This window comes from Methylobacterium sp. ARG-1 (assembly GCF_001262595.1).
Classification (GTDB): domain Bacteria; phylum Pseudomonadota; class Alphaproteobacteria; order Rhizobiales; family Beijerinckiaceae; genus Methylobacterium; species Methylobacterium brachiatum.
In genome coordinates, this window is the sequence record NZ_LHCD01000042.1 from 25940 (window position 1) to 49397 (window position 23458).

The 23458-nt window shown below is 67.0% G+C and carries 15 protein-coding genes and 8 pseudogenes; 11 read left to right on the top strand and 12 right to left on the bottom strand.

What is annotated here, in order from left to right:
• Positions 1-128: 128 nt before the first annotated feature.
• From AKJ13_RS26595 to AKJ13_RS26605, 4 genes and pseudogenes are all read left to right on the top strand, one after another.
• Complete coding sequence (locus AKJ13_RS26595) at positions 129-1208, top strand: HlyD family secretion protein (RefSeq protein WP_244471748.1); 1080 nt, start codon at positions 129-131, stop codon at positions 1206-1208.
• Positions 1205-2776: a DHA2 family efflux MFS transporter permease subunit gene (locus tag AKJ13_RS26600; RefSeq protein WP_050736025.1), complete on the top strand. Its 1572-nt coding sequence runs from the start codon at positions 1205-1207 to the stop codon at positions 2774-2776. The genes AKJ13_RS26595 and AKJ13_RS26600 overlap by 4 nt, the downstream gene beginning before the upstream one ends.
• 201 nt (positions 2777-2977) lie before the next feature.
• Positions 2978-3357: pseudogene (locus tag AKJ13_RS30905) on the top strand (IS6 family transposase); the annotation flags it as partial.
• A 160-nt stretch (positions 3358-3517) separates the two neighbouring features.
• Positions 3518-3949 carry a DUF892 family protein gene (locus tag AKJ13_RS26605; RefSeq protein WP_244471749.1) on the top strand — a complete coding sequence of 144 codons (432 nt, stop codon included), beginning with the start codon at positions 3518-3520 and terminating at the stop codon, positions 3947-3949.
• A gap of 61 nt (positions 3950-4010) precedes the next feature.
• Here the strand turns inward: AKJ13_RS26605 and AKJ13_RS26610 are convergent.
• The 5 genes and pseudogenes from AKJ13_RS26610 to AKJ13_RS26630 all read right to left on the bottom strand — a co-directional run.
• Positions 4011-4390: pseudogene (locus AKJ13_RS26610) on the bottom strand (DDE-type integrase/transposase/recombinase); the annotation flags it as partial.
• A gap of 152 nt (positions 4391-4542) precedes the next feature.
• Entirely contained in the window at positions 4543-5676 is a 1134-nt protein-coding gene (locus AKJ13_RS26615) for a helix-turn-helix domain-containing protein (RefSeq protein WP_050736027.1), read from the bottom strand.
• A 286-nt stretch (positions 5677-5962) separates the two neighbouring features.
• Positions 5963-6949, bottom strand: a complete 987-nt coding sequence (locus AKJ13_RS26620) for an aldo/keto reductase (protein ID WP_050736040.1) — start codon at positions 6947-6949, stop codon at positions 5963-5965.
• Positions 6950-7323: 374 nt separating this feature from the next.
• The gene (locus AKJ13_RS26625) at positions 7324-10023 is read right to left on the bottom strand and encodes an MHYT domain-containing protein (protein WP_082317145.1); all 2700 of its coding nucleotides are present in this window, start codon (positions 10021-10023) and stop codon (positions 7324-7326) included.
• Between the two features lie 219 nt (positions 10024-10242).
• Positions 10243-11496 (bottom strand): annotated as a pseudogene (locus AKJ13_RS26630) (IS3 family transposase).
• Positions 11497-11942: 446 nt separating this feature from the next.
• On the opposite strand from AKJ13_RS26630, the gene AKJ13_RS26640 reads away from it, so the two are divergent.
• Both AKJ13_RS26640 and AKJ13_RS30910 read left to right on the top strand, forming a co-directional pair.
• Positions 11943-13847 carry a CHASE3 domain-containing protein gene (locus tag AKJ13_RS26640; RefSeq protein ID WP_050736029.1) on the top strand — a complete coding sequence of 635 codons (1905 nt, stop codon included), beginning with the start codon at positions 11943-11945 and terminating at the stop codon, positions 13845-13847.
• 56 nt (positions 13848-13903) lie between these two features.
• A pseudogene (locus AKJ13_RS30910) lies at positions 13904-14109 on the top strand (transposase); the annotation flags it as partial.
• 3 nt (positions 14110-14112) lie between these two features.
• Here the strand turns inward: AKJ13_RS30910 and AKJ13_RS31995 are convergent.
• The 3 genes from AKJ13_RS31995 to AKJ13_RS32365 form a co-directional block, all read right to left on the bottom strand.
• A complete protein-coding gene (locus AKJ13_RS31995; protein WP_160320630.1) occupies positions 14113-14274 on the bottom strand; it encodes a hypothetical protein in 162 nt (53 codons plus the stop codon).
• 50 nt (positions 14275-14324) lie between these two features.
• On the bottom strand, positions 14325-14765 hold the full coding sequence (locus AKJ13_RS26645; RefSeq protein WP_050736030.1) for a helix-turn-helix domain-containing protein: 441 nt from the start codon (positions 14763-14765) through the stop codon (positions 14325-14327).
• Positions 14766-14969: 204 nt separating this feature from the next.
• Positions 14970-15137, bottom strand: coding sequence for a hypothetical protein (locus AKJ13_RS32365; RefSeq protein WP_200905710.1), 168 nt, complete (start codon positions 15135-15137; stop codon positions 14970-14972).
• Positions 15138-15320: 183 nt separating this feature from the next.
• On the opposite strand from AKJ13_RS32365, the gene AKJ13_RS32370 reads away from it, so the two are divergent.
• Entirely contained in the window at positions 15321-15641 is a 321-nt protein-coding gene (locus AKJ13_RS32370) for a hypothetical protein (RefSeq protein ID WP_050736032.1), read from the top strand.
• Position 15642: 1 nt separating this feature from the next.
• On the opposite strand, the pseudogene AKJ13_RS30915 reads toward AKJ13_RS32370, so the two are convergent.
• Positions 15643-15816: pseudogene (locus AKJ13_RS30915) on the bottom strand (DDE-type integrase/transposase/recombinase); the annotation flags it as partial.
• A gap of 47 nt (positions 15817-15863) precedes the next feature.
• On the opposite strand from AKJ13_RS30915, the gene AKJ13_RS26660 reads away from it, so the two are divergent.
• Positions 15864-17264, top strand: a complete 1401-nt coding sequence (locus tag AKJ13_RS26660) for an IS30 family transposase (protein ID WP_144426402.1) — start codon at positions 15864-15866, stop codon at positions 17262-17264.
• Positions 17265-17271: 7 nt separating this feature from the next.
• On the opposite strand, the pseudogene AKJ13_RS26665 reads toward AKJ13_RS26660, so the two are convergent.
• Both AKJ13_RS26665 and AKJ13_RS26670 read right to left on the bottom strand, forming a co-directional pair.
• Positions 17272-17580, bottom strand: a pseudogene (locus tag AKJ13_RS26665) (IS6 family transposase); the annotation flags it as partial.
• Between the two features lie 142 nt (positions 17581-17722).
• Entirely contained in the window at positions 17723-19390 is a 1668-nt protein-coding gene (locus AKJ13_RS26670; protein ID WP_050736033.1) for an OFA family MFS transporter, read from the bottom strand.
• A gap of 156 nt (positions 19391-19546) precedes the next feature.
• On the opposite strand from AKJ13_RS26670, the pseudogene AKJ13_RS30920 reads away from it, so the two are divergent.
• The 3 genes and pseudogenes from AKJ13_RS30920 to istB form a co-directional block, all read left to right on the top strand.
• A pseudogene (locus AKJ13_RS30920) lies at positions 19547-19884 on the top strand (transposase); the annotation flags it as partial.
• A 100-nt stretch (positions 19885-19984) separates the two neighbouring features.
• Positions 19985-21599 (top strand): annotated as a pseudogene (gene istA, locus AKJ13_RS26680) (IS21 family transposase).
• On the top strand, positions 21523-22218 hold the full coding sequence (istB, locus tag AKJ13_RS26685; RefSeq protein ID WP_280137132.1) for an IS21-like element helper ATPase IstB: 696 nt from the start codon (positions 21523-21525) through the stop codon (positions 22216-22218). The pseudogene istA and the gene istB overlap by 77 nt, the downstream one beginning before the upstream one ends.
• A 92-nt stretch (positions 22219-22310) precedes the next feature.
• On the opposite strand, the gene AKJ13_RS26690 is transcribed toward istB, so the two are convergent.
• Positions 22311-23360 carry a transposase gene (locus AKJ13_RS26690; protein WP_082317146.1) on the bottom strand — a complete coding sequence of 350 codons (1050 nt, stop codon included), beginning with the start codon at positions 23358-23360 and terminating at the stop codon, positions 22311-22313.
• Positions 23361-23458: the final 98 nt, after the last annotated feature.

A 23458-nucleotide genomic window follows, 5' to 3' on the forward strand; every position in this document is an offset into this window, starting at 1 on the left:
ACGCTCGACCTAGCGACCTCTCCCGACCGGCCGCTGCACCCGCTTCCTGGGACGTGGCGCCCCCGCCTGCGTCGACAGCAGCCTCCTTGCAGCTTCCTACGCGCAGGCGCAGGAAGGGTCGCACCATCTTGTCGGTCGCCCTCCTCGCTGTGCTCGGCGGCGGCGGCAGCTACGGTTGGCACTGGTGGACGGTGGGGCGTTTCCTGGAGACCACCGAGGACGCCTACCTGCAGGCGGACAAGGTCACGGTCGCTCCACGCATCGCCGGCCACGTCGCCGAGGTGCTGGTCGGCGACAACCAGCCGGTGAAGGCGGGCGATGTCATCGCCCGCCTCGACGACCGCGAGTATCGGGTCATGCTCAAGCAGGCCGAGGCCGAGGTCGGGAAGAACCGGGCCCAGCTTCTCGGCACCGCCGCCGCCATCCTGCAGCAGCAGGCTCAGGTCCAATCTGCGAGGGCCGAGGTCGAGAATACCGATGCGGCGCTCGATTTCGCCGGCAAGGAATACACCCGCTACCAGAACCTGCTACAGACTGGCTCCGGCACGGCGCAGCGCCAGCAACAAGCGGATTCCGACCTGCGCCAGAAGCGAGCGGCGCACGACAAGTCCGTTGCCTCCCTCGAGGCAGCCAGAAAGCAGGTCGACAGTCTGAAGGCGCTGGAGGGCAGTGCCCGGGCGAGCCTGGAGGCCGCACAGGCGAAAGTGGAGCAGGCTCGGCTCAACCTAACCTACACAACCATCACGGCGCCCACCGATGGCATGGTCGGCGACCGCTCGCTGCGGGTCGGCCAGTTCGTCTCGGCGGGCACGGGCCTGCTCACCGTGGTGCCAATGGGCCGCGACATCTACCTCGTAGCGAACTTCAAGGAGACCCAGACCGGGCAAATGGTCGAGGGGCAGCACGTCACCTTCACGGTCGATGCTCTGGGCGCGCACGAGTTCGAGGGGCGTGTTGATAGCTTCTCACCCGGCACCGGCTCGCAGTTCGCGCTCCTGCCCCCCGAGAACGCCACCGGCAACTTCACCAAGGTCGTGCAGCGCGTGCCGGTCCGTATCGCCCTGGATGATCGGGATCCGCTACTCGGTCGGCTGCGTCCGGGCCTCTCGGTCGAGGCGACGGTGCATACCCAGGACCCGATCGAGCCGGTCGAGCCTCGGGAGGGCAGGTCGCGCCCGGCCCTGGTGAGCGAGGCCCTGCCGCGATGAGCGCGACGGCCCTGGCGCCCGAGGCGAAGGCGAGCGCCCGGGACTGGCTCGCCGTGTTCGGCGCGATCCTCGGCGCCTTCACGGCAATCCTCGACATCCAGATCACCAACGCCTCGCTCGCCGACATCCAGGGGGCGCTCGGCGCCTCCACCGAGGAGGGGAGCTGGATCTCCACCGCCTACCTGATGGCCGAGATCATCGTGATCCCGCTCACCGGCTGGCTGTCCTCGGTGATCGGCCTGCGCCGCTACCTCGCGGTGAACACCATGCTGTTCACCGCCTTCTCGCTGGCCTGCGCGCTCTCGACGTCCTTGAGCCAGATGATCCTGTTCCGGGCGGGCCAGGGCTTCACCGGCGGCGTGCTGATCCCCACCGCCATCGTCATCGTGCGCACCCGGCTCTCGAAGGCGCAGCAGCCCATCGGCATCGCGCTGTTCGGCCTGACCGCGACCTTCGCGCCCGCCATCGGCCCGACGGTCGGCGGCTGGCTCACCGACAACCTGTCCTGGCACTACATCTTCTACCTGAACCTGATCTTCGGTCCGATCGCGGCGGCGATCCAGCTCGACGCCTTCGACAGCGTCCCGGCCCGCTGGGGCGAGTTGCTCAAGGGCGACTGGATCGGCATCGGCCTGATGGCGACCGGCCTGCCGGCCCTGACCTACGTGCTGGAGGAGGGCCAGCGCAAGGACTGGTTCGGCTCGCAGATCATCGTGAACATGTCGCTGCTGGCGGCGGCCGGCATCACCGGGTTCATCGTCCGTGAGCTCACGACGGAGCGCCCGTTCATCAACCTGCGGGTCCTGGCCAACCGCTCGGTCGGGGGCGCCTGCGTGCTGATGACCGTGCTGGGCGCGGTCTCGTTCGGGTCGATCTACATCATCCCGGTCTACTGCGCGCAGATCCAGGGCTACAACGCCCAGCAGATCGGCTACGTGGTGATGTGGTCGGGCCTGCCGCAGCTCGTCCTGTTCCCGATGATGCCGCTGCTGATGCGGACCATCGACGCCCGGGTGCTGGTGGTCACCGGCACGCTGTTCTTCATCGCGAGCTGCTGGATCAACGTCGGCCTGACCCACGATGTCGGCGCCGACCAGCTGATCCTGCCGCAGCTGATGCGGGCCATCGGCCAGCCGCTCTTCACCATCCCGCTGTCGCAGCTCTCCACCGTCGGCCTCGCCCCGCGCGACACCGCGGACGCCTCCGCCCTGTCGAACATGATGCGCAACCTCGGCGGCTCGATCGGCATCGCCATGCTGTCGACCATGATCGACAGGCGCGAACACATGCACTTCTCGGTGCTCGCCGAGGCGATCACCGTCAACGCGACCCGCACCCAGGACCGGCTCGCGGCTCTGGCGGCTGGGATGCACGCCCGCATCGCCGACCCGCTCGCCGCCAAGGGGGCGGCTCTGGGCATGCTCGCGCAACAGGTTCGCCGCGAGGCCAACGTCATGGCTTACGCGGATGGGTTCTACCTCGTCGGCGTGAGCCTGGTCCTCAGCCTAGCGGTTGTGGCCATTCTGAAGAAGCCGCAGCGGTCGTCGGGACCCATCGAAGCACACTGAACCCGCTGCCTACCGGATCGCGCGGTCTTGCCCCCTCAGCCGCGCGAGAGACGGCCGGTCCGCGTATCTCCTTCTCGCGTGGACCGGCCGTCGACTGCCTCGGACGCAGTTCAAAGGGACCTGTCGCAAACGCGAATGCGTGAGGTTAACGGGTCGTTAGCCATAGCCGCCGAGCTTGCTAGTTCGCCTCAGAGCCGGTCCATGATCCTGAACGTCCTCGCCCTAAAGCTGATGTAGCAGCCCCGCGGAGACTTCAGCGGTCGGCAAATCGAGGCGAAGCTGATCGTCCAAGCGGTCTTCTGGTACCTGCGCTACGCACTGAGCTGCCGCGACATCGAGGAGATGCTTCTGGAGCGCGGCCTCACGGTCGATCAGTCGACCATCAATCGTTGGGTGATGACCTACACGTCGGCCGTCGAGCGTTGCCTGCGCCAATTCCGCAGGCCGCATTGCGGGTCCGCGCGCGTAGATGGAACATACATCAAGGTCTGTGGCGGTGGCGCTACTATCGGGCCGTCGACAAGCACGGCGAGGCGGTTGACTTCCTGCTCACCGCAAACCGTGATCTCGACGCCGCCAAGTGGGCGACTCTGCCGCAGGTCGCAGGCCGCCCGCATCAAAAACTTGGCCGTCCATCTCGCGGTTGCTTCAGTGAGCCCGGACAGTCCGGGTTCGCGACGTAGGAAAACCATTATGGAAAACGGCGCTCTGAAGACACTCGTGGCGCAGGGTCTGACCGCGATGAAAGCCGGGAGTGAGGTCGCTGCACAGGCGACCGCCGAGATCCGACAAGATGCGCGTCACCCCGAGCTCAAGGCTGCATTGGAGGCCGGAAATAAGGTCTCACAGAGCTGGGCGCAGCGCATCGAGCAGGCTCTGCAGGAGGTCGGGGACGCCAGCGGCGAGGCGAAGAACCCAGTATTGGAGGGCATGTACGAGGTTAGCCGGATGATCCGGCGGCAGGCGCCCGATGACACCTCGCGCGACCTGGGCATCATTGCGAACGGTCAACTCGCGCTTCACTACTGGATCGCCGCCTTCGGTACGATCCGCACTTACGCTAGCCATCTCGGGATGAACGAGACGGCGCGCGCGATGCAGGCGTCACTCGATGAAGCCAAGGAGGGCGATGGGGCTCACACAGCTATCGCTCAGCGCATCATGAGTGCGTGATCCGGCAGGGCTTGTCGCAAACCCGGACACAAGCCGCAGAAGGGCGTCTACTGTCCCGCTTTCATGTTTTGTTCGCGGCGGTAAGTCCGAAGCAACAGGCCATCAGCTGGTTCTGCTCGCGCACGGTCGACGCGCCGGCCAACTCGAAGCCTTTGCACAGCCACGGCATCGCCTCGAAGCCGCAGATCGTGCGCCGGGCCGTATGGAACGAGCGGAAGCCGCCTACCCGCGGCATCGTCGGCTTCACCCGGAAGTGGTTGCTCTCAATCCCTTGCTGTAGGTGGTTGGTGACGTAGTGGGCTGGCGCTCGTGGCAGCAGACCTGCCTTGCGGCTCTCGGCGATGGCTGGCGGGTACGGGCCCCGGCGCCATCGGTGCCGATCTGATCTGGGGCGAGCAGCGGCTCGGCGGAGAGCATCTTGCGGAAGAACCGCTTGGCGGCGCCCTCAAAGTCACCGCCGGCCTCTCGCTTCAGCTTGAGGGCAAGCGCGTTGAGGATCATGGGCCGGCTCCGAGACGAAGGCGTCAAGCTGAGCGGGTATAGCTGACGACTCGTGAAGGACGGGTCGTCTGGGTTTGCAACAAGCCCCAGGCTCATGCGGCAGCTTGGTCTCCCAGGTGCAGGTAGTCGGACCGAAACTCCGCCAGCGCCTGCAGGCGCGGCAGGTCGAGGATCCTCACCCACCCCCTCCTCAGCTCAATCAGACCCTGCCGCCTGAGTTCCCGGAGCGAGCGGTTCACATGCACGGACGTGAGGCCAGCGGTGTCGGCTAGGTCCACCTGTGTGACCGCCAGCGCGTAGGCGTCCTCCGAGGCGCATCCGACCGCCTGCAGACGCAGAAGCAGCTCGCAGAACAGGTGCGCCAGCCGCTCCGGGGCCGAGCGACGACCGACGTTGACCAGCCACTCACGTAAGGTCGCCTCGTCGACGAGCTGGGCCATGCGCAACCCTCGCGCGATTCGCGGGTGGTTGACCAGCAGGTCAGCCACCATCTCGGGATCGAGGCGCACCACCCTGCAGCTGGAGAGCGTGCTAATGGTGTGGTCCATCCGGCTCAGCAGCGCGACGTCGAGATCGCACAGGTCGCCCGGCACCAAGTAGGCCATGATCTGGCGCGCGCCGTTGGCCCGCAGCTTGTGGCGGCAGACTAGGCCTGCCATCACTAGGAACACGCCTTCGGGCTTGTCGCCCTCGCGCACGAGGTCGGTACCGGCCGCTACGAGCCGTGTCTCCGCGCTGATGCGTGCCAGCACGGCCCGGTCCGCGTCTGACAGGGCCGTGAAGTCCTCCAACTTACGGATCAGCGGATTGTCCGTCGCGTCGAACTTAGGGCGGCGTACCGCGGTCGCTGGCGCAGTGGCCAGCCCGGCGAGGTCGTTCAGGCTGATCACCACGTCGGCGGACAGAGCCGGCTTGCTGAGCCAGGAGGCGCCATGGAAGTCGTCGGCCAGCCGCTGTTCCTGCCAGCGGTCCGAGTGGACGAGGAACGGCACGTTGAGGCGGTGCAGAGTATGGGCCAGTTCGGTGCAGCGGCCATCCTTCAGGACGCTGTCGATGACGGCCAGGGTTGGCTTCTCCTGCCCGAGCAGGCGCAGCGCCTCAGCGGCCGTGTCTGCGGGACCGAGCACGCAATAGCCCGCTCGGTCCAAGGCGTCGCTCAGGTCCATCCCGATGACGGCATCGCTCTCCGCGAGCAGCACCACAGGCTTTCGACCCATCCGCGACATGCAAGGCTCCAGCACACTGAGCCGCTCGCCACTCCCAATCGTGCGTGGCTCAATAACATGGGTCATAATCACAGCTTAGGACGATTTTGAAGATGCCGTCGACCTTCGGTGTGGGTCGGGGCTGAAGCTGCGCCTGGTCTGCAGGGGAAAGCGAGGCCAATAGTAGATTGCAGGACAAAAAGCGCTCAAGATATTTATAGCGCTTCTAATCATTCAAACCTCGGCTGTTTGGCAAGGTCCACAATCGGCAACGCCCAAGCGACATGGCCCTCGAGCGCCCCGGTGCTCACCGGTTCAGCGCCTGCATCTGAGGTGCGGCATAGCGTGTCCCCGCGGCAGCACCAGGCGGCAGGATGCGGTCGATGCGGGCGCGATCCTCAGCCGTGATCCGCACGTCCATCGCCCCCACGTTCTCCTCAAGCCGCGCGCGCTTCTTGGTTCCCGGGATCGGAAGGATGTCCCCTCCCTGGGCCAGAAGCCACGCGAGCGCCAGTTGGGCAGGCGTGCAGCCCTTCTCGCGCGCCATCGTCTCGATCTCGGCCACCAGATCGAGGTTCTTCTGGAAGTTCGCTCCCTGGAACCGCGGCGCGTTCCGGCGGTAGTCGTCCTCGGCGAGATCCTCGATGCGGCGGATCTGCCCGGTGAGAAAACCACGTCCAAGCGGGCTGTAGGCGACATAGCCGATGCCGAGTGCGCGCACCGTCGGCAGGATCTCTTCCTCCGGCTCGCGGCTCCAGAGCGAATATTCGGTCTGGAGCGCCGAGATCGGGTGGACGGCATGGGCGCGGCGGATGGTTTCGGGCGCCGCCTCCGACAGACCGAGGTAGCGGACCTTCCCGGCCTTCACCAGCTCGGCCATGGCTCCCACCGTCTCCTCGATCGGCGTGCTCGGGTCGACCCGGTGCTGGTAATAGAGGTCGATGTGATTGACCCCGAGGCGCTTCAGTGATGCGTCACAGGCTTGGCGCACGTATTCCGCGTCGCCGCGAATGCCGAGATATTCGCCGTTCTCGCCGCGGACGTTCGCGAACTTGGTCGCAAGCACGACCTGGTCGCGGCGGTCGGCTATTGCCTTGCCGACCAGAACTTCGTTGGTAAAGGGACCGTACATGTCGGCGGTGTCAAGGAATGTGACGCCGAGCTCGAGCGCGCGGTGGATGGTCGCGATCGCCTCAGCCTCATCGCGACCGCTATAGAATTCCGACATTCCCATGCAGCCGAGGCCGAGGGCTGAGACCTCGAGCCCCTGTAAGCCCAACTTGCGCGTATTGATCTGCACATCTTACTCCTGAAACTTGTCGCCTCGTGACAGGGGCAACGTCACCGAGCCCACACGACTCCCGCAACAAAGCGCACTCGGAAGAGCGGACGGCCTGCAACGCGGCTTAACATGAACCTGCTTCCCTGGCCCATCTTGTTCACCAAGCAGGCGACGGAGCGGGTTTTTGTGATGTTATCCTTGGCCTGATGAAAATCTGCGCCAAGCTTGGGATCCCGTTCTTCCGCTATATCGGCGACAGCGTTGGGATCTCAGACGCCGCGATCCCGTCCCTACCGGATCTCGTCAGGCAGACCGCAACAGCCTGACCGCCCGACAATCTGCTCCGGTTACGCCGATCGGCGTCCAAACCGCATTCTGGATCAGAGTCATGGGCTTTGTCGCCCCATGGGAGGCCCGTCCAGAGCCACCTCGGAAGCTCTGGGCTCTTCCCCGACGCCGTTCGCATTACCGCCGTCGAGCTGGCGGCTGTCGAGCTTGCGCAACTCCATTGCTATGTCCTGGAGGCTGGCGTCGCCCTTGCGCAGGACGCGGTCCGCTCCGGACAGCCGATCGCACTCCTCGGCCGTGACGTCACGGGCGCTGAGCACCACCACGGGAACGTCCGCGCTGCCGGGCAGCCCACGCAGCCGGTCCAGGAACGCGAACCCGTCCATCACCGGCATCGTCAGGTCGAGCAGGACGAGGCGCGGCACGCCCAGCTTGACCTGGTCGAGCGCCTCGCAGCCGTTCCCGGCCTCGCGGACGGCCCAGCCGTTGCGCTCCAGAACCGTCCGGAGGCGGTGGCGCATGTCGGCGTCGTCGTCGACCACGAGCACGTCACCGTCTTCGACCCGGAACCGATTCAGGATCGCCCTGAGGCGCGTCCAGTCCACGGGCTTGGGCACAGCCTCGGCAGCCCCGAGCGAGGCACTGAGCGCCGCGTCCGCGACGAAGCTGACCATGATCACGGGGATATTCGCGGTCACCGGATCGGACTTGAGGGCGGCGAGCACCGACCAGCCATCCATGTCCGGCATCATCACGTCGAGCAGGATGGCGCGAGGCTTGAGCGACCGCGCCAGGTCGAGCCCGGTGCGCCCGGCGCCCGCCGTGCGAACGGCGAAGCGCTGCCGTTCAAGGAACCGTGTCATCAACTCGCGCTGGGACGCCTCGTCGTCGATGACGAGCACGAGGTCGTCCGAGGACGCTTGGTTCTCGGGTGCGGCCTCCGCGACGGTCCGGTCCGGAGCCGAAGCCGGCACGCGCAGCGTGAAGCACGTGCCCCGGCCCTCGACGCTCGCGACTGTGATGTCGCCGCCGAGGAGCTGGGCGAAGGCGCGGCTGAGCGCGAGCCCGAGCCCGGTGCCGCCGAACTTGCGCGTGGTGGTCTCGTCGGCCTGGGTGAAGCGTTCGAACAGGCGCCCGACCTGCTCGGGACTCATGCCGATCCCGGTGTCTTCGACCGTGAAGCGGAGCCAGTCACCGACCGGGTCCGTCTCACGTGCGACCCGGAGGGTAATGGTCCCGCCCTCGGTGAACTTGGCCGCGTTCGAGAGCAGGTTGAACAGGCACTGCCGCAGCTTCACCGCGTCGGTGCGCGCCTGGCCCACGTCCCCCGCCACGGTGAGGACGAGGGTGTTCCCCTTCTTCCGGACCAGGGCGTCGACGGTGCCGGCCGCGTCGGAGGCGAAGGCAGCGACGTCGATGTCCTCGGGATAGAGGTCCATCTTCTCGGCCTCGACCTTCGACAGGTCGAGCACGTCGTTGATCAGCCCGAGCAGGTGCTGGGCGTTCGACTTGATCTTACCGAGGTCCTTGAGCAGGCTCTCCTGGCCAAGCTCCTCCGCCTCCTCCTCCAGCATCTCCGCGTAGCCGATCACCGCCGACAGCGGCGTGCGCAGCTCGTGGCTCATGTTGGCGAGGAAGCGGCTCTTGGCCCGACTGTGCTCCTCGGCGGCGTCCCGGGCCTCCTTCAGCGCGGTCTCGAACGCCTCGCGCTCGGTGATGTCCTCGTGCACTCCGACCCACTCGCGGATCGTCCCGTCGGGATTGCGCACCGGTCGAACCTTCACGGCAAACAGCCGGTAGGCCCCGTCCCGGTTCCGGATGCGATGCTGGAGCTCATAGCCGCAATCCACGGCGACGGCCTGCCGCCACGCGGCCTTCGTCGCCGCGACGTCGTCGGGGTGCACGACCCTCGTCCACCCGATGCCCTGGCACTCGGCCTCGGACTGGCCCGTGTAGGCCTGCCAGTACGGTTGCGGACCCACCATTGCGCCGCGTGCGTCCGCCGTCCAGATGATGTCGCCGACCGCCTCGGCCGCTGCGCGGAAGCGGCCTTCGCTGGCGTGCAGGTGCCGCTGGACCCGCTGCTGGTCGAAGGACGAGGCCACGACCGCCATGAACAGGATCACGAACGTCGCCCCGGCGACCGACAGTGCGAGATGCTGCTGGCCGAAGCCGACGCCGCCGACATGGGCGGCGTGGGCCCCGGCGTCCTCCGCCGTGAAGGTCGCCGCCGCCATGCCGGTGTAGTGCATCCCGGCGACGGCCAGGCCCATGACCGCAGCTGCAACGAGCTTCTGCCAGACGCTGTTCTGCCGGAAGGTCAGCCAGAGCGCGACTGTGGCCGCGACGGCCGCGAGGGCGACGGACGCGGCGACCACCGGCAGGCTGTAGGCGAGGTTGGCCGGCATGCGCATCGCGGCCATGCCGGTGTAGTGCATCCCGGCGACGCCGAGGCCCATGAGCGGCCCGCTCACGAGCACGTCGCGCGGCCCGGCCCCAGTGCGGCTGACCCAAGCGAAGGCGGCCCCGGTGGCGCCGACGGCGATCAGCAGCGACGCGAGCGTGGTGCCGAGGTCGTAGGCGGCCGGCATGCCCATCTCGAAGGCGAGCATGCCGACGAAGTGCATCGCCCAGATGCCGCCGCCCATCGCGAGCGCGGCCGCCGCCACCCAGGCCCGGCGCATGGCGCGGCCAGCTCCGCGGACGCGGTCGCCGAGGTCGAGCGCGGTGTAGGAGGCGAACACCGCGATGGCAATGGAGAGCGCGACCAGGGTGGGATCGTAGCCGGTGTGGGCCATGGAACTTCCGGTGTGTGCCCTCGAAGTCGTATAACCGAAAAAGAACGGCCTCGGGGGCGCTCGCACGTTTGTGGAGGCTATGAGCCGGTCAGGTGCAGAGGTCAGGCAGCGTCCGTCAATAAGGCGGACTTTGGGGTGGAATGTCTGGATGGGAGACCTCCTTGGCGTCTGTTACGATGCGAAGGGCGCGTTTGATGAGATTGAGACTGTTGTTGCCCCCTAAAGACCGGACAGGGTCTCCTGGGTTGATCGGGCGATGAACTCGCGCGGCGAGCGGTAGCCGAGCGCGCGATGAGGATGAAGGTTGTTATAGTGCGCCAGCCAAACGGGAAGCTGGCGCAGCACGCTTTCGGCATCCGGCAGGACCGAGACACGCACGTAGTCGCGTTTCAAGGTTCGCACGAACGCCTCGGCCATGCCGTTGCTCTGCGGGCTCTCCAGCGGCGGCGTCTTTAGTATCAGACCGAGCTCGCGGGCGAAGCAGCGGGTATCGCGGGTCACGTAGCAGCTACCGTTATCGGTCAGCCATTCGATCAGGCTCGGCAACTGATTGACTGGCCCGAAGCGATGCTCGACGGCCGCCACCATCAGGTCGCGGACGTCTTCGCCCGTGATGCCCGCCGTGGTCGCCACGTAGCTCATCGCTTCCCGATCGCAGCAGTCGAGCGCGAAGGCGACCCGCACCCGCTCGCCGTTCTCCGCCGCGATCTCCAGCCCGTCAGAGCACCAGCGCGTGTTGCGCGCGACCACCGCCACCTTGCCCTCGTGACGGCGCGTCTCGGCTCCCCCCGCATGTCGCTGCAGCAGGAGGCCGTGGACCTTCATGACCCGGTAGACCCGCTTCACGTTCGGTGCAGGCCGACCGTCCCGCTCGGCCTGCCGGCGCAGAAGGGCATGGACGCGCCGATAGCCGTAGGTCGGCAGATCCGCGATGAGCGCCTGGATTGTGGCCAGTAGCTCAGCGTCGGGTGCGGGCGGACGGCCGCGCCGGCCCATGGGCTTCCGGGCGGGAGAGGCCTGCCTGGACGAGGCGAGGTGCGGGCGCGACATGCTTAAAGCTGCGGCCACAGCGCTCACCGGCCATCCCCCGGCCACGAGGTCACGCGCGAGGGCAACTTTTTGGGGGCGGCGACCCGCTCCATCGCCTCGCGCAGGATCTCGGTCTCGAGCGTCTTCTTGCCCGGGAGCCGCTGCAGCTCGCGGATCTGTGGCTCAGGCGGCGCGAAGCTCGGAGGCTGGCACCACCTCTTCACCGGCCCCGGCGGCCGTGAACGCGCCGCGCTCCATCAGCTGACGCCACGTGAACAGCTGATTGGCGTTCAGCCCGTGGCGGCGGGCAACGAGCGAGACGGACTGGCCGGGCAGATAGGTCTCCTCGACGAGGCGCACCTTCTCCTGCGTGGTCCAGTGCCGCCGGTGCTGGACCGAGGTGATCACCTTGGTCCAGTGCCGCCGGTGCTGGACCGAGGTGATCACCTCGACGCGTTCGGCGCGGGGCGGGTCGTTAGAACTCACCATACGGTCGGTCATAGGCACACACTTCCATAAGCGTGAGCCCCTGTCCGGTCATTTCGGGGGCTACTTCAGGGCCTTCTCGGAGGGCGGCAGCCGGTTGAGGCTCTCGGCCTTGAAGATGCGGTAGACCGGGTCCCGGTTCAGGTGCGGCCACGAGGCCACACCGACGACCGATCCGGCCATGGGCGCGCTGTGGCTGCTAGGTGATGGTTCGACAATCGAAGCGCGGAACCCCTAGGGGCGAGTGGGGCTATGCGGAAGACCCGGGCGGTGTCGGCGGATTTGCCGGACACCCTAACCCTCGCACCGTCTCGACTTGGTATTGCTGATGGACATGCTTGAAGGTGCGCCTATGTGGGCCGCTGCCGCACCGGAATTCCATTTCGCGGCGCAAAGGATGCAGCTTGAAAAGCCATCTCGTTCAACGCCTTGCCGAGTCGCGCGAGACGGCCGCGATGGTCGCCGGGTTCGTCCTGCTCGTTCTCGCCGGCTTGGCAGCGGCCGCCGCGGCTCTGGCGAGTGCGGACGCCGATGGGTGGTCAGTTCACTCCGCTGAAGTGCGGCAAGCCGAGGCGCGGCTATCCCGGCTCGTTCAAGAGGCGGAGACCGGCCAGCGCGGCTACCTACTCACCGGGGAGCCAAGTTACCTCGACCCATTCACGGCTGCGCGCCGCGAGTTGTCGGCCGCTGAGGCTGAGCTGCGGGCACTCACGGGTGACAACCCAGAGCAGCAAGCCCGGCTCGATCAGCTCCGTCCCATCATAGCCGGGAAGATCGCCGAGCTCACTCAAACAGTCGATCGCATGCAGGCAGGGGATCAAGCGGGGGCGCTCGCCACTGCGCGCGCGAATGCGGGACGCGACCTGATGGGCCGCATCCGAACGGCCATCGCCGATTTCGACCGGGCGGAGGTGGAACTCCAGACCGCACGAGCCGACCGAGCCGCGTTCCGCCGATCGACCCTCGCCACGGTTATCGTCATCGCCGTGCTGCTGGCTGCTGCCCTCGCTTGGCTCGTCATCAGGACCGACCGACGACGCACGCACGAACTCCGAGCCACGAACGAGGCGCTTCGCCGTGAGGTCGCGCAGCGTGAACAGGCCGAGGGGCAGCTTCGGCAAGCGCAGAAGATGGAGGTGCTGGGGCAACTCACCGGCGGCATCGCGCACGACTTCAACAACATGCTGGCCATCATCGTCGGCAACCTCGACATGCTCACGCGCCGGCTGTCGGGCGAGGACGCGCGGGCGCGCGCCATGGCCGAGAACGCGCTGGGCGGGGCACGCCGAGCCGCCGAGTTGACCAAGCGGCTGCTCGCCTTTTCAAGGCTGCAGCCCCTGCAGCCACAGCCGACCGACGTGAACCGGTGCGTCTGCGACATGTCCGAGATGCTGAGGCGTTCCCTCGGGGAAGGCATCGCGGTTGAGACGGTGCTCGGCGGCGGTCTGTGGCCTGCCTTGGTCGACCGCTCTCAGCTTGAGAGCGCGATCCTCAACCTCGCCGTGAACGCGCGCGACGCCATGGGCGGACAAGGTCACCTGACCATTGAGACGTCGAACGCCATGCTCGATCAGGCTTATGCAGACGCTCACGTCGAAGTGACAGCCGGCCAGTACGTGGCGGTGTCGATCACAGACACGGGTGCCGGCATGGATCAAGAGGTGCTCGCGAGAGCATTCGATCCGTTCTTCACGACCAAGGCAGTGGGCCAAGGCACCGGTCTCGGTCTGAGCCAGGTGCACGGCTTCGCCAAGCAGTCCAACGGGCACGTCAAGCTCTACAGCGAGTCCTGGGTCGGCACGACGGTCAAGATCTACCTGCCGCGCAGCCATGCCGCTCCGGCCGCGAGGCCGGATGAGCCGGCGCGTCTTTCGACAGATCTCGCTGACCGGAAAGTGCTCGTGGTCGAGGATGAAGCGGGCGTGCGCAGCTTCGCATTGAGCGCCTTGCGCGAGCTTGGCTGCTGGGCGATTGGGGCCGATGGCGCTGAGATGGCGCGCCGGACGCTGGCCGAGCAGTCCGGCATCGAGATTTTGCTGACCGACGTGGTGATGCCGGGGGAGAATGGACGCGCGCTCGTCGATAGCATTCGGCACGCCCATCCCGATCTCATCGTGCTGTTCATGACGGGCTACACGCGCAACGCCATCGTCCACAACGGCATGCTGGACCCTGGCGTGCGCCTGCTCAGCAAGCCCTTCACGGTCTCTGACCTAGCCCGTGAGCTGCAGGCGGCATTGGAGGAGAAGCGGCGTGGTCAGGTCGCTTCTTCCGATGTGGCATTTGGTGCGAGTGCAAGCTCGTCCTGATGCTCGTCTGCCAAGTTGGCCGAATGCTCGACTGGCGGAAATAGGTCTGCCAGGGCGCTGGCGAGGCCCTGAACGCCACGCTGCGTCGGGCTGCGCGCCCGGCGGTCACTTCCCGACCGACGAGGCCGCGCTGAAGCTGCTCTACCTGGTCTTGAACCGCTCCGAGAAGGCGTGGAAGATGGGCCCGCGTGAGTGGGTCATGGCCAAGGCGCAGTTCGCCGTCATCTTCGGCGAGCGCTTCACCCGGGCCATGGCGGCCTGATGTTCAACCCGCCGCCCACACACGGAATTTCCGATAGTCCCCGGGCACCCGCAGATCAGCACCGCGCTCGGCCCAGGCCCTGGCCAGATAGGGATGGGTCAACGCCTCGCTCTCGTCGGCAAACAACAGCACGATGTCGCCGGCCTCAGCCTGTGCCTTGCGCAACGGAAGCCGGAGGCCGACCTGCGCGACCGGCTCGGCGTCCTGCCGGTTCTTCAGGCTGTGCCGCGGCCGTCGCCAGCGGAAGTTTTTTTACGCAGCACCTTGGACAACTGCGAGCGGGAGATGCTAACGCCTTCCCGTCGCGCGATCTCGCCCGCCAACCGGGCCAGCGTCCAGTTGGGTCGGTCGGCGACGGACCCTTGGAGCAAAGGCGCAGCCACCCGCAGCGCAGCCTGCGCCTTCAGGGGCGCCGGACCGGGGGCCGTGCGCGTTGCGAGCGCGGCGACCCCGCCGCGGGCAAAGTCGCTCCGCCACAGGCGCACCGTGTCCTCGCGAACCCCGAATGCCTCGGCGATGCGTGCGCTCGTCCAGCCTGAAAGCGTCAGCAGCACCGCACGCGCTCGATCCGCCTCGCTCCGCTCGCGTGAACCCGCCAAGGCTTGGAGCCCCACCTCCTGGTCCGCGTTCGCCCATACGGGAGACTTGCCTGCCATGATCCGATCCCCAGCCCCGTGCCGGCATAGGAATCACAGTCGCCATCCGTTGGCCAGATCAAGCGAACCTGCTTAGACGATGCTCGACCTGATGGGCGATCGTGACCGGCGACCGCAAGCGCTTCCATCAGGCGAGCCCGCGGACGCCAGGGCCTGATCTGCCGCCCGGGAATTGGCGCACTGTCGAGTGAGAAAGTCCGCGCCTCACGGTGCGGGCGGGTATATAACCACGACTGCGGGCGGACTTCCGATCCACTTCGGCGTGATCGTCCGGTGTGCGAGGTCTGGCTGCGGCAGCGATGCGTTGGCCGCGTAGACGAGGTCGGGGCCAAACCGGACCAGCACGATCAGGGTGATGAGGGCGGTGCGCATGAGGCACCAACACGCGGACACGGCGCGCGGCTCCCCCCGGTCACGCACCATCCGGCTGCGCGCGCCGCCGTGATATCGCCGTGCCGTCGGCAGGAATTGAGCATCGCTTGCCGGGATCAGGGCGGGATTGCACCTATCAGTGAACCAGCCGTCTAAACGAGTCCGGCCGGGGAGAACACGACCATGATCTTCCAAACCGATCAGGGGCAGACCGAAGCGCCGTTCACGACCGCCATCGACGTCTTCCGCGTGGCCCTCGTCACATTCGCCCGCGAGGTCGCCAATAAGGACCGGCAGCTTGCCGCAGCGGCATTTGCTGCGGCCGAGACCGCCGTGCAAGCCCGGCTCGGAGCCGGAGTTGGCGGTCAGGAGGCACAGGACGTGATCGGGACGGGCGCGGCGGTCCGCAATGCGGTCCGTCACCAGATCCGGAAGGTGCTGACGGCCGCGAAGGCTGCCATCGACGAGCAGGCGAACGAAGGCCGCATTGACGTGGGCGGCTAATCTCGGCGATGGCTGGTGGGTATGGGCCAGCGCCATCCGTGCCGATCCGGTCCGGGGCGAGCAGCGGCTGATCCGCCAGCATCTTGCGGAAGAACCGCCTGGCCCCATCGAGGTCGCGGTGGGCGGTCAGCAGGAAGTCGACCGACGTGCCGTGCTTGTCGATGGCCCGATAGAGGGTGGATTCAAGTGGTCGTCGCAACGGCTTGGCGGAGGGCGGTTGCGATGGCGGGTCGGCGGCGTTCGGATCGGGCTCTTCGGGATAAGCTACGGTCACCGGGTCGCCCCGGGGTAGCCTCGCGAGAGAAGCGACGGCAGTTCTGGACCTATATCGCCGAGGGGCTCTCGAGCGAGGACGCGGCGATGAAGGTCGGAGTCTCGCAACCAGTCGGCTCGCGGTGGTTCCGGGCGTCGGGCGGGTTGGCGCCGTCGCATCTATCGCGCTCGTCCAAGCCACTCTCGGACCGTTACCTCAGCTTTGCAGAACGGGAGGAGATCGCGCTGCTGCGCGCCCAGGGGGCTGGGGTGCGGGAGGTGGCGCGCCGTCTCGGACGGGCGGCGTCAACAATTTCACGCGAGCTGAGGCGGAACGCGGCGACGCGCAGCGGCAAGCTGGACTATCGGGCGACCACGGCCCAGTGGCATGCGGAGCGCGCCGCGCGTCGACCCAAGCCCGCGAAGCTGGCGTCGCATGCGGCGCTGCGGTCGTATGTGCAGGAGCGTCTCGCCGGTCGCGTCACGCGCCCGGGTGGGGACGAGGTGGACGGGCCTGCGGTACCCTGGAAAGGACGGCGCCATGGGCCGCGTCAGCATCGGCGATGGGCCAGGGCCTGGAGTCCACAGCAGATCGCGGCCCGGCTTCGGTTAGATTACCCGGATGACGAGAGCATGCGCATCAGCCATGAGGCGATCTACCAGGCCCTCTACGTGCAGGGTCGGGGGGCTCTGAAGCGCGAGTTGACGCAGTGCCTGCGGACAGGACGGGCTCTGCGGGTGCCACGGGCACGTGCACAATCGCGTGGCAAGTCGTTTGTGACGCCGGAGATCCTGATCCGCGAGCGTCCAGCCGAGGCGGAGGACCGGGCCATTCCCGGTCACTGGGAGGGCGATCTGATCCTCGGGCTGAACAGCTCCGCCATCGGCACACTGGTGGAGCGGACGACGCGGTTCACGATGCTGCTGCACTTGCCGGCGATGGAGGGGCATGGGACGCAGCCTCGTGCGAAGAACGGGCCAGCGCTTGCCGGGCACGGCGCCGAGGCGGTCCGCGATGCGATCACCCGCACGATTACCACCTTGCCCGAGCAGGTGCGGCGATCGCTGACATGGGACCAAGGGGCCGAGATGGCGCAGCACGTGCAGTTGCGGATCGATGCAGGCCTGAAGATCTACTTTTGCGATCCACACTCTCCCTGGCAGAGGGGCACGAACGAGAACACCAACGGGCTTCTGCGGCAGTACTTCCCGAAGGGGACGGACCTGGGGATCTACGACGTCGAGGAGCTTGCCGCCGTAGCGGCGCCCCTCAACGGCAGACCACGCAAGACACTCGGATGGCGAACGCCCGCCGAGGCTCTCGACGCCGTACTCCGATCAGTTCAGGGTGCTGTTGCGACGACCACTTGAGAACAAGGAGGTAGCGCCACTCGCCGCGGACCTTGATGTAAGTCTCGTCGATCCGGACCGAGCCGCAGTGTGACCGGCGGAATGCGCGCAGTCGCTTCTCGCTGAGCAGTGCGTAGGCCAGAACCCAGCGGTTCAGAGTGGAGTGGTCCACCGCCAGACCGCGTTCCAGGAACAGCTCCTCGATGTCGCGGTAGCTCAGCGGATAGCGCAGGTACCAGGAGACCGCCTAGACAATCAGGGCCGCTTCGAAGTGCCGGCCCTTGAAGTCCGCCTTGGCGCGCTGCTTGAGCTTGGCGGCGATGGCGGACAGGATCATGCGCCGGCTCCGAGGCGAAGGCGGCAAGCTCGGCGGCCATGGCTAATGACCCGTGAACACGGGCTCATTCGCGTTTGCGACAAGCCCATTTTCTTTCGAGCCGTAAGTCACGCTAGGCGCACAGGTATCGGGAGGCCTGAGGTTACCCGAATAGGATCAGGGCTTTCGAGAGCGTTATCCAGATCCCCCAGAGGATCGGGATGCCGACCGCAGTCCAAGCCAGCGCAGCCCCCGCGCTCACGCCCCCGCGCCCGATGCCGTAGGAGCCGAACCGGTCGGTTGCCGCCGCGACGGTCCCCTTGGCTTCAGCCGCCGCGACATCCGCATCGCTCATGAACCAACGTTTCGCCAGGGGACGGACAAGCAGGTTAGCCACGAAGCCGACCGCCAGGAAGGCAGCGAGGATGTACATCGTGCGGGTGTAGAGTTGCGCGCCCTGGATGCCGGCATCGACTTGGGCCTGACGGATCGCGGTGACAACAAAAGGCCCTACGACGCCCGCAGTGGACCACGCAGTGAGCAGCCGCCCGTGGATGGCACCGACGAACTGCGTGCCGAACACGTCGGCGAGGTAGGCGGGGATGGTGGCAAAGCCACCGCCGTACATCGACAGGATCACGCAGAAGAAGGCCACGAACAGCGCCTTCGAGCCGATCCCAGCCGCCCAGGGCGCCGCCGCGTATAGCACGCATCCCAACGCGAAGAACGTGGCGTAGGTGACTTTGCGCCCGATCTTATCTGAGAGCGAGGCCCAGAAAAAGCGGCCGAGGATGTTGAACAGCGAGAGCAGGCCAACGAACCCAGCCGCAATCGCCGCGACCTGCGACTTCTGCCCGGCATCGAGCTGCCCGAGGCCGACGCCCTGCTGGCCGATGAGCTGGCCGCCGAAGATCTCCTGCAACATCGGCGAGGCCAGCGCCAGGACGCCGATGCCCGCCGAGACGTTGAGGCAGAGGACCAGCCAGAGCAGCCAGAACTGCGGGGTCTTGTGCGCGTCCCGCAGGTGGACGTGGCCCGAGGTGACCATCGCGCTCTTCGAGGCCGGCGGCGTCCAGCCCTCCGGCTGCCAGCCGGCCGGCGGCACCCGGTAGCCGAACGCTCCGCAAGTCATGGCGACGAGGTACAGGCCGCCCATCAGCGCGAGGGTCTCCCACACCCCGGCCGAAGTCGGCGTCTTGAAGGTGTTGATCAGGATGTTGGCGAGTGGTGAGCCGATCATCGCGCCGCCGCCGAAGCCCATGATCGCCATGCCGGTGGCCATGCCGCGCCGGTCCGGGAACCACTTCACGAGGGTCGAGACCGGCGAGATGTAGCCGAGGCCTAGGCCGATGCCGCCGATCACGCCCATCCCGAGCCAGATCAGCCAGAGCTGGTGCAGGTACACTCCCAGGGCACCGACGAGGAAGCCACCGCTCCAGCAGAGCGCGGCGGCCAGGCCGGCCTTGCGCGGGCCCGCCCTCTCCAGCCAGCCGCCGAAGACGGCTGCGGCGAGGCCAAGCATGACGATCCCGATGGAGAAGACGGTTACGAGGTCGCTCACGCGCCAGTCGCAGGTGGTGGTGAACAGGGCGGTGGTGACGCTCATGTCCGAGCAGGTAGCGGGAGCCGGTTGACCCACACTGAGCGCCCGCGAGAGCGGCAGCCAGAAGACCGAAAGCCCGTAGGACATGCCGATGCAGAGATGGATCGCGAGGGCCGCCGGCGGCACCAGCCAGCGATTGAAGCCGGCTTTCGCGATGGTGTTCTCGCGAGAGAGCCAACCCGGCATGCGCGCATCCGCCAGGGATGCGTCAGCGACGCGAACGTTCATGCAGAGCTTCCATCCCAAGTGACCCGGAGGGTCGTTTTCTGGAATAAAGCACGTGTGTAGGGCGCTGACAAAACGGGCGTGATGGGGTAGACGGCCCCCCGCTACGGCATCGCTGTGCCAGGATGAGGTCGTTGATCTCATCGACAGGAGCCGTCCATGGCCCACGTTAGCACCATCGGCCTCGATCTGGCGAAGAACGTCTTCCAAGTCCACGGCATCGATGCGCAGGGCAAGGTCCTCGTGCGTCGGCCGTTGCGCCGGGCTGAGGTCCTGCCCTTCTTCGCCAAGCTTTCTCCGTGCCTGGTCGGCATGGAAGCCTGCGCGACCGCGCATCACTGGGGCGCGAGCTGACAAAGCTCGGCCACACCGTGAAGCTGATGCCGCCAGCCTACGTGAAGCCCTACGTCAAGCGCGGCAAGACCGATGCGGCCGACGCTGAGGCGATCGCGGAGGCCGTTCAGCGGCCGACCATGCGCTTTGTCGCTGTGAGATCGCCTGCAATGTTGGCCCCCTGAGGGGCGATTATCGCGTCCAATCCTAGCCCCCTCGTCCGAGGCGACTGACCTCTCCGGCTGAGAGCCGGAGGGGCAAGGGATGACGGGTGTGGAGACGATTGCGCGGATCCGGTTCGAGCATCATCAGAACGGCAAGGGCATCACATGCATCGCCCGTGAACTGGGCATTGCGCGGGACACGGTGCGCAAGGTTCTGCGCACGAACGCGACCGTTTTCGCCTACAAGCGCGCGGTCCAGCCGCAGCCCAAGCTCGGCACATTCGTGACCGTCCTGACGACAATCCTGGAAGCGGAGGCCAAGCTGCCCCGGCGCGAGCGGCGCTCGACCCAGCGTTTGTTCGAGGAGTTGCGCGGGCGCGGCTATGAGGGTGCCCACGACAGCGTGCATCGCTTCGTGAAGACCTGGCGAGCGGAGCGGGCGCGGATGCCGGTCCAGGCCTTCGTGCCGCTCTCCTTCGATCCGGGCGAGGCCTACCAGTTTGACTGGAGCCACGAGGTCATCGAGTTCTGCGGCCTACCGCTGACCGTCAAGGTCGCCCAGATGCGGCTGGCCCACGCGCGCATGCCGTTCGTGTGCGCCTCCTTTCGCGAGACCCAGGAGATGGTCTTCGACGCCCACGACCGGGCGTTTGCCTTCTACGGCGGCACCGGCCGGCGCGGCATCTACGACAACATGAAGACCGCGGTGGAGACCGTGTTCGTCGGCAAAGCCCGCGCCTACAATCAGCGGTTCCTGCAGCTGTGCTCACACCATCTCGTCGAGCCGGTCGCCTGCACGCCAGCGGCCGGCTGGGAGAAGGGGCAGGTCGAGAACCAGGTCGGCACCCTGCGCGACCGGGTGTTCCGGCCGCGCCCCAAGGTGCGCAGCCTCGACGAGCTCAACGCTTGGTTGGCGGACCAGTGCATCGCCTACGCTCAACGCACCCGCCATCCCGAGCAACGCGAGCGCACGATCTGGGAGGTGTTCGAGCAGGAGCGAGCCAGCCTGATGCCGTTCCGCGGCCCGTTTGCCGGCTTCGTCGAGAAGTCGATGCGGGCCACCTCGACCTGCCTGATCGCCCACGACCGCAACCGCTACAGCGTCGACGCCCGTGCCGCCGGTCGCAGCGTGCTGGTGCGGGTCTACGCGGCGCGCATTGTTGTGCTCCTGGGCGAGGAGGTCGTGGCCGACCATCCCCGGAGCTTCCGGCGCGAGCAGGTCGTCTACGATCCCTGGCACTACCGACCGGTGCTGATGCGCAAGCCCGGCGCGCTGCGCAACGGTGCACCGTTCAAGGACTGGGACCTGCCGCCTGCGTTGGCCGGGGTGCGTGCCAAGCTTGCCCATCATGAGGACGGCGACCGTCAGTTCGTGAAGGTGCTCGCCCGCGTGCCTGAGGACGGCATGGCCGCCGTCGAGGCGGCCTGCGCGGAGGCTTTGGCGGCCGGGCTGGCCAGCGGCGACGTCATCCTGGCCATCCTTGCCCGTCAGCGTCAGCCGCCGGCCCCGCCCAGCATCACGAGGCCCGAAGCCCTGAAGCTCGCCGCCGAGCCGGCGGCCGACTGCGCCCGCTACGACCGCCTGAGACCATCGACCTTGGAGATGACCGGATGGAACGCCAGCACCTCATCGAGGCCATGACCGGCCTCAAGCTCTACGGCATGCGCGCCAGCTTCGACGAGATCGCCGGCAAGGGGCTCAACCGGCGCGATGAGCTCTACCCATTGCTGGCCAGCCTGATCCGGGCTGAGCTCAATCACCGCAACGCGCGCTCGATCAACTACCGCATCAGCGGCGCGCGCTTCCCCGTGCTGAAGGATATCGACGCCTTCCAGTTCGTCGGCACACCCGTCGATGAAGGCCTCGTGCGCGAACTTGCGACGGGCATGTTCCTCGATGGCTGCCGCAACATCATCCTGATCGGCGGCACGGGCTCGGGCAAGACGCACCTGGCCATCGGCATCGCCTCGGCGGTGATCCGGGCCCGAGGCCGGTTCTTCAACCTCGTCGACCTGGTCAACCAACTCGAACAGGAGAAGGCGGCCGGGCGTAGCGGGCGATTGGCCGAGAGCCTGCAGCGGCACGACCTCGTGGTCATCGATGAACTCGGCTACCTGCCCTTCAGCGACGCGGGCGGGCAGTTGCTCTTCCACCTCATCAGCAAGCTCTACGAGACGACCTCGATCGTGATCACGACCAACCTCGCCTTCGCCGACTGGCCGCAGGTTTTTGGCGATGCCAAAATGACCACCGCCATGCTCGATCGGATCACGCATCACTGCGACATCATCGAGACCGGCAACGAGAGCTGGCGCTTCAAGAACAGAGCCTGACGCCCGACCCAGCCCTCGTCTGGACCTTGCTCAGGCACGGCAGCACACGTCAGCAAAGGGGCTGACCTTGAACGCGAAATGGGGGCTGACCTTCAAAGCGATTTGACATCCTGGAAGGTGACCTCGACCTGCCAGCGCCGGACGAACCACGTCACGATCTGGGTCGGGTCTCGTGCTGGGTCGGTGCAGAGCAGCGATTGGGGCTCGAAGCGCTTCTCGGGATCGCGGATCAGAACCCAGCGGATCGGCACCCCTGGTAGACCGGAATGATGCCAGACGGCGGTGGCCGAGGTGATCTCGATCTTGCGCTCGCCCATGCCGTACCAGCCCGGCACGCTCACCTGCTGCCAGAGGGTGCCCGGGTCGATCAGGATCTTGGACAAGGTTGGCCGCCGCACACCCTTCTTGCGCGGGCGCCCGATCGTACCGGGAAGCCTTGGGGGCGCTGGATCGTAGAGCGCCGCATCCAGGCGCAGGCGGGTGATGGCGGTGACGCCGCCGCGGCGCAGGGCATCGAGAAACAGTAAGGCCGAGAAGGCGCTGTCGCCCACCAGCACGAGGTCGCGCCCCGGCAGCCAGCGTCGCACCTGCAAGGCCATCTGCCGTCCGACATCGAGCAGGGTCTTGTGCCGATGACCGCGTTCCCGGCAGGCGCGCTCGGACGGAACGAGGGCGGTCAGAAACGGCAATGCCCAGACCCGCCCCGCCCAGGGGATGGGTGCGAGCAGCATCAGGCTCATCCAGCGCAGGCCGCTCGTCTTGACGAAATGGGCACCGGACGAACGCACCGGATCACGGTAGATCCCGCGGGCCCGGATGCGGCGACCCCAGCGCCGCTCGATCGTGTCGTCGAGCGCCAGCACCACGGGGCCGTGTGGGACGAAGGCCTCAACGAGCAGCCGAAGCAGGATGCGGGCTGCTGAGCGGGGAGACCATGCTGCGCGGCTGAGCACCCGGTGCGTGTTCACGAAATGTCGGTCGCGTGCCCGGCCGGTGATCCGCAGCACGCTCGCTACCGTGCGCCGACCCGGACAGAGGATCGCACCGATCAGCAGCGCCTGAGCGTGTCGCCACGACCGGTGGACGAACAGCGGAGCGAAGGACAGGATGATCCCGGCGAAGCGGGCAGGCAGGTGCGGCATGAGGCGTCTCTGGCGAGGGACACCATCAGCCTATCCGTCACGCCCGCTTCGTCACCCAGCGCGTCCCACGACCGGTCAAAATGGCCAAAGTCGAGCTT

Excerpts from the sequence above, each read along its gene's own strand:
- AKJ13_RS26600 (WP_050736025.1), top strand. The coding sequence starts at position 1,205 with ATGAGCGCGACGGCCCTGGCGCCCGAGGCGAAGGCGAGCGCCCGGGAC.
- AKJ13_RS26605 (WP_244471749.1), top strand. The coding sequence starts at position 3,518 with ATGAAAGCCGGGAGTGAGGTCGCTGCACAGGCGACCGCCGAGATCCGA.
- AKJ13_RS26615 (WP_050736027.1), bottom strand. The coding sequence starts at position 5,676 with ATGTCGCGGATGGGTCGAAAGCCTGTGGTGCTGCTCGCGGAGAGCGAT.
- AKJ13_RS26625 (WP_082317145.1), bottom strand. The coding sequence starts at position 10,023 with ATGGCCCACACCGGCTACGATCCCACCCTGGTCGCGCTCTCCATTGCC.
- AKJ13_RS26645 (WP_050736030.1), bottom strand. The coding sequence starts at position 14,765 with ATGGCAGGCAAGTCTCCCGTATGGGCGAACGCGGACCAGGAGGTGGGG.
- AKJ13_RS32365 (WP_200905710.1), bottom strand. The coding sequence starts at position 15,137 with ATGCGCACCGCCCTCATCACCCTGATCGTGCTGGTCCGGTTTGGCCCC.
- AKJ13_RS32370 (WP_050736032.1), top strand. The coding sequence starts at position 15,321 with ATGATCTTCCAAACCGATCAGGGGCAGACCGAAGCGCCGTTCACGACC.
- AKJ13_RS26660 (WP_144426402.1), top strand. The coding sequence starts at position 15,864 with ATGGCGGGTCGGCGGCGTTCGGATCGGGCTCTTCGGGATAAGCTACGG.
- AKJ13_RS26670 (WP_050736033.1), bottom strand. The coding sequence starts at position 19,390 with ATGAACGTTCGCGTCGCTGACGCATCCCTGGCGGATGCGCGCATGCCG.
- istB (WP_280137132.1), top strand. The coding sequence starts at position 21,523 with ATGACCGGCCTCAAGCTCTACGGCATGCGCGCCAGCTTCGACGAGATC.
- AKJ13_RS26690 (WP_082317146.1), bottom strand. The coding sequence starts at position 23,360 with ATGCCGCACCTGCCTGCCCGCTTCGCCGGGATCATCCTGTCCTTCGCT.